The sequence below is a fragment of the Prevotella micans F0438 genome (assembly GCF_000243035.1).
Taxonomy (GTDB): domain Bacteria; phylum Bacteroidota; class Bacteroidia; order Bacteroidales; family Bacteroidaceae; genus Prevotella; species Prevotella micans.
In genome coordinates this window covers 209,250-223,128 of the sequence record NZ_JH594521.1, presented here as the reverse complement: position 1 = coordinate 223,128, position 13,879 = coordinate 209,250, and the positions used below count along the sequence as shown (strand labels likewise).

The following is a 13,879-nucleotide window of genomic DNA, read 5'->3' as shown; positions in this document are numbered from 1 at the left end:
GTCTTCCGCTAGGAACGACTGTTACCCGCCCTTAGGGACAACTGTTGCCCACCCTTAGGGATAACTGTTGTCTTCGACTAAGAACGACAATCGCCCACCCTTAGGAACGGCTGTTATCTGCCGCTAGGGACGACTGTTGCCTACTCTTAGAAACGATTATCACCCGCCGCTAGGGACGACTGTCGCCCACCCTTAGGAGCGATTATTACCCACCCTTAGGGACGACTATCACCCGCCGCTAGAGACAGCTGTTGCCCTCTCGTCGAAGCGACGGAACCCCGTAGGGGTGGCAAGACCACAGGCAGGCGGTGGAGCGACAGCGAAACCCCTGTAATCATGCCCGGTAGACGTTAACCCCGAAGGGGTGACGGACGCCCGTTTGTCGCCTTCGTCGTCTCCCTGCGGTCAGGGATTGTACAGTCTGATTACGTTCCGTCGCCCCTTCGGGGCTCTCCACTTGAGGTCGACTATTGTGCAGGGGTTCCGCCCTGCCGGGCTCCACCACCTGCCTATGGTCCACCGCCCCTCCGGGGCTCCTCCGACTCGACAATCGCCCACCCTTAGGAACGACTATTGTCCGCCCTTAGGAACGGTTGTTGCCTGCCGCTAGGGACGACTGTCGCCCACCCTTAGGAGCGATTATTACCCACCCTTAGGGACGGCTATCACCCACCGCAAGGGACGACTGTCGCCCTCTCGTCGAAGCGACGGAACCCCGTAGGGGTGGCAAGACCACAGGCAGGCGGTGGAGCGACAGCGAAACCCCTGTAATCATGCCCGGTCGACGTTAACCCCGAAGGGGTGACGGAAGGCGATGAAGCATATAACTGCTAGGTAAAAGGAGCATCCCATACGCAATGGTAGTCCACCCCCCTGGGCCGCTCACCTATCTTTCGGGCGGGCACTCCACCGACGATGGCGTAAGGCTCAACATCGCGAGTAACGACAGCGCCGGCACACACTACGGCCCCTTCGCCCACCGTAACGCCCTGCAAAACGGTTGCACCAACGCCCAGCCAGGCATAATCGCCAATGCGGATGGGCAGATAGCTAGCCGAGAAGTGAGGCGAACGGACGGAATGACTGCCGGTGATGAGCCTGCAATCGTAGGATAACGAAACATTCGATCCGATTTCGATTCCCCCGCGGGCGTCGAGCATGCAACCACGGTTAAGATGGGTGTAATTACCTATAACAACGCGGTTGGCGTTCATGATGTAACACCGTTTCATGATGAAACTCTTCTGGCCGATACGCAATCGGGCCACTCGGAGTAGCGGTCGGCGCAAGGCCCAGAAGGGAATATGCGGCAGAATATCGTTAACCATATATTCCTCCAGAAAGGCGAACATCCATCGGTATGCCGTGCTCGACTTGAGCATCTGGCGCACCGTTCCTTTAAGGAAAAAGAGGGTTGTTGCAAGTAGCGAGCCGCCGCGACGGGTGATTCGGTAGTTGTAGAGCAAACTGCGATAGGGGTAATTGGATGTACCCTCGAGCCGGTAGGTTTGCAGGGTGGTGTTTGCCTTGCAGAAGCGACATCCGGAGCGGAAGAGGGTGTATATCATGTGATAGTCGAGTGCGAATCCGAGGGCTTTTGACTGCGCCGTGTCGAAAGGATATTCGAGTTGCAGGCGAGTTCTGACGAGCGATGAACCGTGGCGATATATTGGATAAAGGGCCAACTGCGATGCGTCGTCAGGAGTCGATATGGCCAGACTATCCTGCCCGCTGATTTGAATACTGTCGGCATATATCACATCGGCCTCATCTGCTTTACCAAGCTCGATTACCTGCTCCAGAGCGCGGGGCGAGGCGAAAGTGTCGCCGGAGTTGAGGAAGTTTATCCATTCGCCTGCGGCATGTTGTGCGCCCTTGTTCATAGCATCGAAAATACCATTGTCGGACTCGGACGAGAAATAATCTATCCTGTCGACATATTCATTTATAATCTCCACAGTTCCGTCGGTACTGCCGCCGTCTATGATTATATATTCCTTCTCCTGATAAGTTTGCCCAAGGGCGCTCTCAATGGTTTCCCGAATGTTTGCTGCGTCGTTGAATACAACGGTTATGATGCTCACCTTGTTCTTCATCTTCCGAGAAATTTATTTATCCCATATCCCGCTTGCACGCGAGGTTATGAGCAGTCGGCATTGATAGAAATGAATCGCACCCATCACCAAATAGGCGGCGGCCATACTGAACACTACTCCTTCGATGCCTATGCGGTGACCGAAACAAAGCATGGCAGCCAAATATAGTGCGGTGACAACGATGGAGGTTATCATCTGCACGCGAATTTTGTTGAGACCGTTGATGAGATAGGTCGCAGCATTGTTGAAATTGAACAGCGAGATAAATGCAAATACACTCAACGACACGCTAAGGGGAACGCTCACGGCCGAACCGACCCATAGTCTGTAGAACCAATGCGAAAGGAAAAGCATAACAACGCCAACTACTTCTATCATGAGCCAGGAACATAGAGATGTCCGGAAGTTCGACCTTATCCAGGCATAATCGCCCTTTATGTAGGCGTCGGTATAGGCGTTCCACATGGGTGAAATGATAACCGTGTAGGCAATGGCCATGAGATTGAAGAACTTGTAGGCAATGTTGTAAACCGTTACCGACTCGGGCCCGCAGAACTGAATGATAAACATGTTCGAGGCGCCGTAGATTACCAAACAACTTGTTATCTGGATGAAGAAGAAGTTCAGCCCTTTCCCGACAATTTTCGACAGAAGGTCCTTGCGGAACTCGCCGAACCGAGGGCGAAGCTGCGGATAGCGCACAAAGAATGGTATGGCCGCCAAAAGATAGGTTACAACGGGGGCAGCAGTGAATGCCAAAACAACAAGCAATAGGTTGCCCTGGGTTGTCTTCGTGAGAACATAGACAATTGCAAGGGCGGCAACATTACTCGCAACGGTGAGAAGGTCGGCCAAAGCATACTTCTGCATGGCCATGAACACATAGCTGATATTCTTCATAACGAAGAGCATCATCGTGAAAGCGAAAGCCACAACCATAGCGTTACGAAGCTCGTCGGAAGGTAGTACACGAGTATTGAACACACTGTTGAAATCGAGCAGCGAGAGGGGCAGAATCATCAGCACCACAGCCACCAGAGCAATCACAGTTAGCGCAAAGAGAGTTGTACTGAGATAAGCTCGCGCCTCTGGGTAGTTATTCTTCGAGATAGCCATGGTCATATAGTTGCGCATGCCGTTGCCCATGCCGATATCGAAAACGGATATCCAATAGATTATCGATGTGATGGTCATCCATATGCCATAAATCTCGTTGTTGAGATAGTGCAGTGTGACTCTCACGACAATGAGCGACGTTGCCAGTCCGATGACCTTCAGTATAGCAGAAAACAAGATATTGCGAACCAATATCTTGTTTCTTCCGTTCGTGCCTGTGAGAGCGTTCCTTAGTTTATCCAGCATAACAAGGGCTGTGGTTTTATCTGAGCAGATTCGCAATCGTAGCCATCATGGCGGCAATGCTGGCTGCGCTACTTCCGATACTTAACGTCTCGGCCAGAGACAGCCTGCTTTGCGTGCGATTAGGCACAATGATTTCACAACCGGGGCGCACACGGGCGTTGTGTCCAACCTTAGCCATCTTGCCGTTCATGTAGCATATGTAGGTTTTACTACGCTTGGCATCGGAAGCGAATCCGCCAGCCTGGTCAATGTAGTAGGCCACATTCTTACCCTCGACAAAACCCACCGAATTGGGCGACATAACGGCTCCGCTAATCTTCACCGTTCCATCGTATTGCGGCACAATGATGCGGTCGCCCTCGCGGAGAACTACGTCGGCATCGCTGCCTGGATTAGCGATTGCCTTGTCAAGTTCGATACCCACAGGATAGCTGTCGGGCAAGCGGAACTTCTTCTCGGCAGCCTCGCGATTGTTCTGCATGGCTTGCATGATGGCGGCGTTGTTACTCTTGATGGCTAGCTGAACCATGTCCTTCTGTTCCTGGTCGAGTTTCTGTTTGAAGTTCTCCTCTATTCGTTTCTTCTCCAAATCGTTGAGTCTGCGTTCTATTCGCGCTCCTTGTATATAGGCCATATCGGTTGCCCCGCCGGCCGACTTAAAAATGTCGCTCAACCTGGTATTGCGTGAGCTCATGGTATAACTTCCGGCAAACATCACCTCGCCTTCGATGGTAACGTTCTGCTGGCGCGATGTACCAGGGCTCTTACGCACAAACACCTCGTCATAGGGCTCGAGCACGAAGCCGGGAACGCCGTCAACAACAAAACCGTCTTTGAGGGCGAACGAATATGTTCGGGCTATGATGGAGTCGGTTGTAAAGGCTCGCGGATTAACCATTCTGCGCGACACGTCGACCCTTACGGTGGAGGCCGATTGTTTCAATCCGCCGGCCTGGAGTATGAAGTCTTCAAGCGATTCGTTATCGGCATACTTATATGTTCCGGGATAGAGAACTTCACCGTGTATGGTTATAGTTTGTTCTTCTTTCACCTCGGTTCGGGTAGGCACGAAAAGCAAATCTTCGTTCTGCAGAGGGATGTCGGCCGTCTTACCGGTGAGGATTCCTGCGATGTCTACAGATATAACCTCGAGCGTACGGTCGGCCTTCATACGGTGAAGCACGCCTCGTGTGCCGAAAGCCACTTCGGTTAGTCCTTCGGCGGCGTGAATGAGCGAACGCACACTGTTAATTTGTCCGCCAACCTCATACATCCCTGGGCGGAACACGGCGCCTTTAATCTCGACCATGTTTTCATATCTCGGAATAACCGAATCAACACTAACGGAGTCTTCATCGGCCAGTCGGAAACGACTCATCTCGAATTCATTCACGTTGAAGATGGAATATTGTCGCCCCGTTTTACGCCTCACGCGCACTGACTTGGAGTAAGCATCGCCCGCAAATCCGCCAGCATAACGAATGAGCGTGCCTAGACTTTCGCCGCGCTTCATTTCGTAAAACATCGGACGCTTAACCTTTCCACTCACCTGTACCAGCATGTCGTAAGCTCCAACCACAATCACGTCGTTATCGGCCAATCGGACATTACCGCTCAAGTGTCCACGACGCAGGAAGTCGTAGACGTCAACAGTGCTGATGAGACGTCCGCCGCGATAGACCTTTATGTTTCGAAGTGTACCGAGGTCGCCTATTCCGCCGGCCATATAAAGTGCGTTGAACACTGTGGCAAAAGCCGATAGGGTATAGGTTCCCGGCGTTTTCACCTCGCCCACCACGTTCACGATGATGGTATGGGTTTGTCCTACCGACAAGCGTATAGTTGAGTTGCTATAGCGCTGCCCCATTTTCTGACGTATGCGTTCGTTGGCCTGCGCCACGGTTAGACCGCTAACCTGAATAGGACCGAAACCTTCGATGGTTACTATTCCGTCGGGAGCAACGGTTGTTTCGATAGATTTTTGCGATGCACCGTAGATATCGATAAAGACGGCATCTCCCGGGCCTAGTCTGTAATTGCGCGGAAGCGCCATGTTCATATTCGGCTCGAACGATAGGTTGCGGTTGTTGAAAATGTCGCGTCCCCAGACCTCTTTCTTATTCTTGCCGAGTCGTTTAATTAGGGCCTCATACATCGCCACGGTGTCCTGCGGCAACCAGTCGTCCATTTCCTCCTGCATCTCGAGAAATTCACCGTCTTTCTCATCGTAGGTGTTGCGTATTGAACGTTCCTTACTGATTCGTCCGACGGCATATTCATCGTTCTCGCGATAATCTTTCAGTGTTTCTTCGGCAATTACCTTACGATTCTTTGGAGTTGGTGTGAGTTGTCCGTTATTCTTCCGGGTTCTATCATCGCTTGAACCATCGGTTTTAGCGCCATCAGTGGCTCCGAAAGCCTCGCTACCTTTTTTCATCTTTTCATAAGTTCTCCTCACGCGACGAATCTGCGAAATATCAACACCACTTTGCATTAGTTTAGTTACTATCTGCGATTGCGGCGTACCTTTCTTGATTTCCTTTCGCAAAAACTCCATAACCTGCGTGTCGGTCATAGACGATTGTGCCGCCATGCTCATTGCATATAGTGAGAAGAGGATGAAGAAGATATATCTTTTCATAAAATGTTTAGAATTTCTTACCACTGACTCTGTTCAGAACAGACGAGCAAATAACGCTCAAATTGTTCTATTTATTTTGTTTGATGAAGAATTTTCGTTCGGTTTGCAGTCTCACAAACAAGAAGTTGCTGCCCTTTACACTCATTCAGATTATCTCAAGTTTGATGGTGTTTATCGTTCCGTATTTAGTTCATCACACATTTCTTGTTGCAAAGGTAAGATAATAACCCTTAAACAACCACTAACTCAATGTTGTTGCCTTCTCACAACGTAGCTTTTAGGGGTATAGCAAACTGTTTCGCTCTATATCACGTGTTAGAAGAGTCGCCAGCAATTTTTTTCGTTGTTATGATGCATCAGATGAATAGTAAATAAACTTTTTCGCTATTCTGACGTATCAGATTAGATAAAGAGTTTCTAGGAACTCAAAATAGATTGTCGAGAATCACTTTTTGATTGCTTTGATGAATCGTACACAGGTGAATCGGTCGGCGTGAGTTTCGATGTTGGTATAATTCAGTGTGGTTAATAAGTCATGAATCTCGGGGAGGTAATTCGGATTTGTTTCGAAGTATATCGCACCGCCGTTCTGCAAAGATTCCATGCCGAATAGAGATATTACGCGATAGAACAGGAGAGGATTCGAATCGGGAACGAATAGGGCAGTTGCCGGCTCATAACGAATCACATTTGGCTCCATGGTTTGCCTCTCATGCTCGGTTATATAGGGCGGGTTGCTTACGATTATGTTCTGGTTCGTGCTAATGGGCGGAGGGTTGAGGGCGTCGACAAGTTGGAAGTTCACGGCGGCATTGAGATTTATGGCGTTTTCGCGGGCTGTGAGGAGAGCGTCGGCCGATATATCCCAAGCCGAGACTTGGGCGTTCGGTGTGTCTAGAGCAAGGGTCACGGCTATGCAACCGCTGCCGGTTCCGATGTCGAGAATCTTTAAGGCCGGCGGAGGTTGCAGACCGCAAAACGGGCGGGTTACGTCCGAAAGAATCCATCGACATAAATCCTCGGTTTCGGGACGCGGAATTAAGACGTTCGGGTTCACTTTAAACCATCGACCAAAGAACTCGGTGCGGCCCAGAACATATTGCACCGGTTCGGCGTTGGCTAGTCTTTCAATGATTCTAGCAAGTAGTCTCGAATGCTCAGCTGGCAATTGGTTAACTTTGTCCGTGTAAAGGTCGGCCTGCGAGAATCCGAACTCGGTTTCGAGCAACATTCTAACAATGGCACGAGCCTCGGATGGTTCGTATAAAGGAATGAGTTTGAGATATAAATCTTTGTAGGTCATGACGACGCAAAATTAAAAATTAAGAGAATGAACAGAATAGAGCTGGACGAGATGTTTATGCGGCGATGCCTACAATTGGCTCGCAACGGGAGAGTGGGAGCGCGACCGAATCCTATGGTTGGTGCGGTTATCGTCGATAGCACCGGTAGGATTATCGGTGAGGGTTATCATGCAAAATTCGGCGAAGCGCATGCCGAGGTGAATGCTTTCGAGTCGATTAGTGCATCCAACGAACATCTGCTTTCCGGCGCTACGGTGTATGTTAGCTTGGAACCATGTTCGCACTACGGGAAGACTCCACCCTGCGCCGACTTGATTATAAGGAAAGGTGTTCGTAGGGTTGTTTGCGGTTCGATAGACCCATTCTCGTCGGTTCACGGCAGAGGAATAGAACGAATCAAAAAAGCTGGAATCGAAATTGCGGTGGGAGTTCTAGAGGCCGAATGTCTTGAGCTGAACAGGCAGTTCGTTGTTCGCAACACCTTGCATAGACCTTATATTATATTGAAATGGGCGCAGACGGCCGATGGATTCATCGGAACCGGAACTACGCAACAACTTCACATCTCGACGACGTTCACACAGATGCTTGTTCACAAGATGCGCGCCGAGACAGATGCAATAATCGTGGGGAACAGAACCGAACAACTGGAACATCCGCAGCTTAACGTGCGATTTTGGAGCGGCAGGAATCCTGAAAAGATTGTTCTTAGTGGCGATATAAATATTCTCGGCCTGCTTTCATCGCTCTACGACAAAGGCGCACAAAGTATCATAGTGGAAGGCGGTGCTAATACTCTCAATAGCTTCATAAATGAGGAGCTCTGGGATGAATTGCGCGTTGAAACATCTACTTATTCAGTTGGCCCGATACCTTCGGGAGTTAGGGCGCCGCTTGTCCCATCTTCGGCCCGACTGATTCGGGTGGAGAACTATGGAAACATTATCGAAACTTATTTGAAATGTAGAACAGCAGGAAGTAAATTATAACCGCGCTAATTAAACCAGCAATGGCATCTACAAGATAGTGCGCCTGGATGTAGACCGTTGCGCAGCAAAGCAAAATATATAATGGCGCCATCACGGCCAGAAGTTTTCGGTTGCCACTATGCCAAATCAGCATCATGCAAATGGTGCTCACACCTACATGCGAGCTAGGGAATGCCGCCGTTGGACGTTCGCCAGCTTCTTTAGCACTCTCGACAAGATTGTAAAACAGTCCGCTTGTGTATCCAGGACTCGGCAGGCACTCCTGATGCGTGTTGAAATAGTCGTGAACGTTGGGGAAGACTCCGTCGGATATGTTTTTGATTCCCACCGCATGATAGTAGAAAGTTGGGCCTACGACGGGGACGAAAATAAATATCACGTAGTAAATGAAAAACGATGCCAAAACAATGAACGATGCTCGCTCGAACTCCTTATATCGCCAGATGAAATAATAAACAACCGTTAGGGCTATCATTGGATAATAGGCCGCATAACCCATATCGAAAAGTTCACTGAAAACGGCGTCGGGAAATTCCTTGTGGAACAGCAATGCTGGCTGAAAACCGAATATCGACTGCTCCCAGGCGGCAAACAAATGGTCAAGATTAGGCAGAAGCCGGTTCATTTCGTAGGTATCAGGATACCACCAGGCTAGCAATCCCATTTGCGCACCTACCCGCACTAGTCGGTTGAATCGGCAAGGCGCAATTCTATAGACTCCCCACAGTGCAGCGGTCATTGCAACGACGCGCAATCGGCCGAATATAAGTTCCTGCGGGTTATTCATCTTGGTGTATAAAAAGAGAATAACTATGAGTGTGAAGAGCAAATAGCCCATCACAACCCACTCTAAAGGCATGAGACCTTTGAGGGGTTTCTTTTCGAGCTGAAAAAGATTCTTTATTGTTGTTTTTTGCATGATAATTTCTGTGTGTTTCTCTGGCTTGAGAAAGTTTTATAACCATCCGTTCGCTTTATACCATTCAATGGTTTCGCGCACGCCTTTCTTCAGGTTATATTCAGGTGCGAACCCAAGTTCGTTGATTGCCGGACGGATATTACAACGCCAGTTACGTTGTTTCAAGATGTGATATTTGTCGTTGTTAAGGGCTGATATTTTGCCCGTGATGTGTGCGATGGCGTCACCGAAGAACGTGATGACGCGCAGCACCCATACGGGTGCGGTTATTCTTATCCACCACGGGCGTCCGAGGGCTTCGTGAATGAGCTTACTGAACGTAGCGCTTTGATAAACCTCTCCGTCGGTGAGGAAATATGCACTTCCAGGTTTTCCACGGTCGAGTGCTAGGAACACGGCTTGCACAACGTCTTTCACATAGACGAAAGTTATGTCTTGCTGTTTATAGCCCACGGCGAAATCCACATGTCCTTTGATTGATTTTGCCATCAGGAAATAATCCTTCTCCCGCGGACCATAGACACCTGTTGGACGAAGAATGACAGATGGGATTCCCGACTCTGTCACAATCCTCTCAGCCTTTAGTTTACTTTCCCCATAAGCTGTATTAGGTTTCGGCTGATCAGTAGGCTCGATATCCTTGTAAGGTTGCTGTTCCCTAATTGCTCCGAAGATACTGAGACTCGACAGAAATACCATTCTTCGGGGCATCCAGTCGGGCTCTGATAGCACATTTACCAGATTGGCTGTTCCGTTGGTGTTCATACGGAAGAAATCGTTTTTGTCGAGGCATTTGGTTACGCCCGCAGCATGAACAACATAGTCGAACTTGTGTCCGGCCAGTTGCTTTCTCAGATTCTCTTCCGACGAGAAATCGAGTTCTATAAATCTGATTCGTGTATCTTGCAGAAACTTGCGCGATGAAGAGGAGCGCACCGCTACCCATGTTTCCATATTTCGATTTAAAGCCTCTTCTACGATAAACGACCCGATGAATCCGGAACCGCCCGTTATAAGTATCTTATCCATTAATAATTAGCTTGGAACGCTTGCAAAGGTATAAACTTTTGAGTTACTTTGTCGGGAAATAAATTCACAGTCAAAGCCCTATGAAAAAAGAACATAAAAGCACAAAACGACTCACTAAAAAACAAATCTTCGAAATGCTGACAAGCTTTTTCCAGGCGCAGCCCGAACGTATATTCAGTATCAAACAAATCTTCCATTCTCTCAAACTCAACACCCATCCGCTGAAGATGCTTGCAATCGATGTGATGGAAGATATGGCGTGGGATGACTTCCTATCAAAAGCCGGCGAAAATGCATACATGCTCAACACGAAAGGACAGGTTCAGGAGGGTACGTTCATTCGCAAAGCCAATGGGAAGAATACATTCCAACCCGACGATGGAGGTACACCCGTGTTTGTTTCGGAGCGTAACTCGATGTCGGCACTCAACGGCGACCGAGTAAAGGTACAGTTCATGGCCCGAAGGCGCAATCACATCAAAGAAGCAATGGTTATCGAGATTCTGCAAAGAAGAAAAGATACATTCGTAGGTAAACTGAAGGTTGAACGCGACTTTGCCCTACTCATCACTCAGGAGAATATGTTCGTGCACGACATCATCATTCCCAAAAAGAAACTCAAAGGTGGTACAACGGGCGACCGCGCCTTGGTGCAGATAACCAAATGGCCCGATTCAGACAGCAAGAACCTAATCGGAGAAGTTATTGATGTGCTGGGCAAGGCGGGCGACAACGATGTTGAAATGAACTCCATTCTGGCACAATACGGTTTGCCCTATAGATACCCCAAACGCGTTGAGGAAGCGGCCGAGAAAATTAACGCAGAAATAACCGAAAAGGATATTGCCGAGCGCGAGGATTTCCGCGATGTGTGGACTTGTACCATCGACCCGAAAGACGCTAAAGATTTCGACGATGCGCTCTCCCTGCGCCAGCTCGACAAGAATCTATGGCAAGTGGGAGTGCATATTGCAGACGTTTCGCACTACGTGAAAGAGGGCGACATAATAGACCGTGAGGCTCGACAACGCGCCACCTCAATCTACCTTGTCGACCGAACCATTCCTATGCTGCCCGAACGCCTCTGCAACTTCATCTGCTCGCTTCGGCCGAACGAGGAAAAACTTGCCTTCAGCGCGATATTCGACCTCGACAACGACGCCAACGTAAAAGCATTCCGCGTGGTTCACACCGTCATCAAAAGCAATCGACGCTATGCCTACGAGGAGGCACAACAGATTCTCGAGCAAAACGGAGTGGTTGACGGAACAGGCAGGCCCGCCCCCAAACCAGGCAAAAACGGATATAAAGGCGAATATGCCGAGCAAATCATAACTCTCGACCGATTAGCAAAGCAGCTCCGCAAACAACGTTTCAAAGACGGCAGCGTGAACTTCGATTCTGAAGAGCTCCATTTCGACGTCGACAAAGACGGGCACCCAACAAGTTGCTACTTCAAACATTCCAAAGACGCTAACAAGCTCATCGAAGAGTTCATGCTGCTGGCCAACCGCCATGTAGCCGAAAGTGTCGGTAAGGTTGCGAAAGGTAAGAAAGCCAAGACCCTACCCTATCGTGTGCACGACAATCCCGACCCGCAGAAATTCGAGAATCTCCGCCAGTTCTCCGCTAAGTTCGGCTATCGGCTCAAATCGTCGTCAACCAAAGGCGCAACAGCACGTGCAATCAACACCCTTATTGAAGATGTGCAGGGAACACCGCAAGAAAAACTCATTCAAACCATAGCCCTGCGCTCGATGATGAAAGCCAAATACACCACGCACAACATAGGGCACTTCGGTCTAGCCTTCGACTACTATACGCATTTCACTTCACCCATCCGACGCTATCCCGACACGATGGTACACCGACTAATAACTCGCTATCAAAACGGCGGTCGATCGGTGAACAAAGAGCGATGCGAAGAACTTTGCGAGCATTGCTCCGACATGGAGCAGGTTGCACAGAACGCCGAACGCGATTCAATCAAATATAAAATGGTAGAGTTCATGAGCAATCATCTAGGAGAAATCTACGACGCCCACATAAGCGGCATCCAGAGCTATGGCATCTACGCTGAAATCGACGAAAATCATTGCGAAGGACTCGTTCCGATGCGCGACCTGGACGATGATTATTATGACTTCGACGAAGACAACTATTGTCTCATCGGTCGACGCCGACACCATAAATATCAGCTCGGCGACCCGATACGCATACAAGTGGCAAACGCCAATCTCGATCGAAAGCAGTTAGATTTCACTCTGGCCGATTCGCCTGCCCGAAATACAAAGCAAAGTTCTCTTGCAAAGGACCGCAAGAAATCCAAACGAAAAAGATAAAATCTCATCATCACAATCTCCTCTCCCCTAAACAGAGAGGAGTTTTTACATACCACAAACCGCATGACAACCCGAAAAATATTCTTCTCGCACCGCGAAGAGCTATGGAACGCCTGGAGTCACGGAGCCGGAATAATCCTTGGTTTAATCTTCGGAATCTTATTCCTCTCACGAACCATCGTCGCCCACAGCCGCTGGGCAATATTCGCCATAACGCTCTACATCTTCGGAATGCTTGCAAGCTATATTTCATCAACCGCCTATCACGCCCTCTCGGCCCACTCACGATACAAGGAAACGCTCCGAAAGTTCGACCACGCCGCAATCTACTGGCACATTGCCGGCTCCTACTCGCCCATAACCCTCATAGCCCTACGAAATCAAAGTTTATGGGGATGGGCACTATTTGCATTCGTGTGGTTATGCGCACTAGCAGGTACGATGCTCACATTCCGTAAACTCAAAGACCACAGTAATCTCGAAACCCTCTCTTTCGTCGGTATGGGACTCTCGGTCGTCGTTGCCTTCCGTCCGCTTTTCCAAGTTCTTGCCTCCCAAACCATCGCATGGATAATAGCCGAGGGCGTGATGTATATAACCGGTGCAGCTTTTTACTCTCTCCATCGCCGCAAATACATGCACACCGTTTTCCATTTCTTCGTTATCCTCGGTACACTCTGCCACCTCGTCGCCGTTTGGCAAATTCTTTCAGAATATCTCTGATTCTATCCGTAATACATCCCGTTAAATACTCCCCTTCAACTCGACATGCTTTCCAACACGTTGGAAGAGCCGAACTAAAAAACAGCAACGTTTCAAACACGTTGGAAGAGCCAAACCAAAAAACAGTAACGCTTCAAACACGTTGGAAGAGCCGAACCAAAAAACAGTAACGCTTCAAACACGTTGGAAGAGCCGAACTAAAAAACAGTAACGCTTCAAACACGTTGGAAGAGCCGAACTAAAAAACAGTAACGCTTCAAACACGTTGGAAGAGCCGAACTAAAAAACAGTAACGCTTCAAACACGTTGGAAGAGCCGAACTAAAAAAAAGTAACGCTTCAAACACGTTGGACGGGTCGAACCAAAAAGCAGCGACGTTTTCAAACACTTTGGATACGTTAGAATCTCCCTATTCGTCTTAAAACTAGTTGTAGAGGTCTCAATTTGTCCATAAAGAATTGCTACTTTTGCGGC

General features: G+C 49.1%; 9 protein-coding genes. 3 read left to right on the top strand and 6 right to left on the bottom strand.

The window, feature by feature from the left end:
- Window positions 1–830: 830 nt before the first annotated feature.
- The 4 genes from HMPREF9140_RS10895 to prmC all read right to left on the bottom strand — a co-directional run bounded on the left by HMPREF9140_RS10895 (window position 831) and on the right by prmC (window position 7,402).
- On the bottom strand, window positions 831–2,096 hold the full coding sequence (locus HMPREF9140_RS10895; protein WP_006951098.1) for a glycosyltransferase: 1,266 nt from the start codon (window positions 2,094–2,096) through the stop codon (window positions 831–833).
- A gap of 12 nt (window positions 2,097–2,108) precedes the next feature.
- Window positions 2,109–3,458, bottom strand: a complete 1,350-nt coding sequence (locus HMPREF9140_RS00835; RefSeq protein ID WP_006951097.1) for an MATE family efflux transporter — start codon at window positions 3,456–3,458, stop codon at window positions 2,109–2,111.
- Between the two features lie 16 nt (window positions 3,459–3,474).
- On the bottom strand, window positions 3,475–6,099 hold the full coding sequence (locus HMPREF9140_RS00830) for an SLBB domain-containing protein (protein ID WP_006951096.1): 2,625 nt from the start codon (window positions 6,097–6,099) through the stop codon (window positions 3,475–3,477).
- Window positions 6,100–6,544: 445 nt separating this feature from the next.
- Complete coding sequence (prmC, locus tag HMPREF9140_RS00825; protein ID WP_006951095.1) at window positions 6,545–7,402, bottom strand: peptide chain release factor N(5)-glutamine methyltransferase; 858 nt, start codon at window positions 7,400–7,402, stop codon at window positions 6,545–6,547.
- Window positions 7,403–7,429: 27 nt separating this feature from the next.
- Between prmC and ribD the strand changes: the two genes are divergently transcribed.
- Window positions 7,430–8,392 (top strand): bifunctional diaminohydroxyphosphoribosylaminopyrimidine deaminase/5-amino-6-(5-phosphoribosylamino)uracil reductase RibD, encoded by a 963-nt coding sequence (ribD, locus tag HMPREF9140_RS00820; protein ID WP_006951094.1) that lies wholly within the window; start codon window positions 7,430–7,432, stop codon window positions 8,390–8,392.
- On the opposite strand, the gene HMPREF9140_RS00815 is transcribed toward ribD, so the two are convergent.
- Both HMPREF9140_RS00815 and HMPREF9140_RS00810 read right to left on the bottom strand, forming a co-directional pair.
- A complete protein-coding gene (locus HMPREF9140_RS00815) occupies window positions 8,346–9,311 on the bottom strand; it encodes a phosphatase PAP2 family protein (RefSeq protein ID WP_006951093.1) in 966 nt (321 codons plus the stop codon). The two genes, ribD and HMPREF9140_RS00815, sit on opposite strands and share 47 nt — an antisense overlap.
- A 36-nt stretch (window positions 9,312–9,347) precedes the next feature.
- Window positions 9,348–10,340: an NAD-dependent epimerase/dehydratase family protein gene (locus tag HMPREF9140_RS00810; protein ID WP_006951092.1), complete on the bottom strand. Its 993-nt coding sequence runs from the start codon at window positions 10,338–10,340 to the stop codon at window positions 9,348–9,350.
- Window positions 10,341–10,420: 80 nt separating this feature from the next.
- Here HMPREF9140_RS00810 and rnr point away from each other — a divergent pair, with 80 nt between their 5' ends.
- Both rnr and trhA read left to right on the top strand, forming a co-directional pair.
- Window positions 10,421–12,682, top strand: a complete 2,262-nt coding sequence (gene rnr / locus HMPREF9140_RS00805; protein ID WP_018572340.1) for a ribonuclease R — start codon at window positions 10,421–10,423, stop codon at window positions 12,680–12,682.
- A gap of 63 nt (window positions 12,683–12,745) precedes the next feature.
- Window positions 12,746–13,405, top strand: a complete 660-nt coding sequence (gene trhA, locus HMPREF9140_RS00800) for a PAQR family membrane homeostasis protein TrhA (RefSeq protein ID WP_006951090.1) — start codon at window positions 12,746–12,748, stop codon at window positions 13,403–13,405.
- Window positions 13,406–13,879: the final 474 nt, after the last annotated feature.

Bases quoted from the DNA above. Each gene is read 5' to 3' on its own strand.
- HMPREF9140_RS10895 (WP_006951098.1), bottom strand. From the start codon at position 2,096: ATGAAGAACAAGGTGAGCATCATAACCGTTGTATTCAACGACGCAGCA.
- HMPREF9140_RS00835 (WP_006951097.1), bottom strand. From the start codon at position 3,458: ATGCTGGATAAACTAAGGAACGCTCTCACAGGCACGAACGGAAGAAAC.
- HMPREF9140_RS00830 (WP_006951096.1), bottom strand. From the start codon at position 6,099: ATGAAAAGATATATCTTCTTCATCCTCTTCTCACTATATGCAATGAGC.
- prmC (WP_006951095.1), bottom strand. From the start codon at position 7,402: ATGACCTACAAAGATTTATATCTCAAACTCATTCCTTTATACGAACCA.
- ribD (WP_006951094.1), top strand. From the start codon at position 7,430: ATGAACAGAATAGAGCTGGACGAGATGTTTATGCGGCGATGCCTACAA.
- HMPREF9140_RS00815 (WP_006951093.1), bottom strand. From the start codon at position 9,311: ATGCAAAAAACAACAATAAAGAATCTTTTTCAGCTCGAAAAGAAACCC.
- HMPREF9140_RS00810 (WP_006951092.1), bottom strand. From the start codon at position 10,340: ATGGATAAGATACTTATAACGGGCGGTTCCGGATTCATCGGGTCGTTT.
- rnr (WP_018572340.1), top strand. From the start codon at position 10,421: ATGAAAAAAGAACATAAAAGCACAAAACGACTCACTAAAAAACAAATC.
- trhA (WP_006951090.1), top strand. From the start codon at position 12,746: ATGACAACCCGAAAAATATTCTTCTCGCACCGCGAAGAGCTATGGAAC.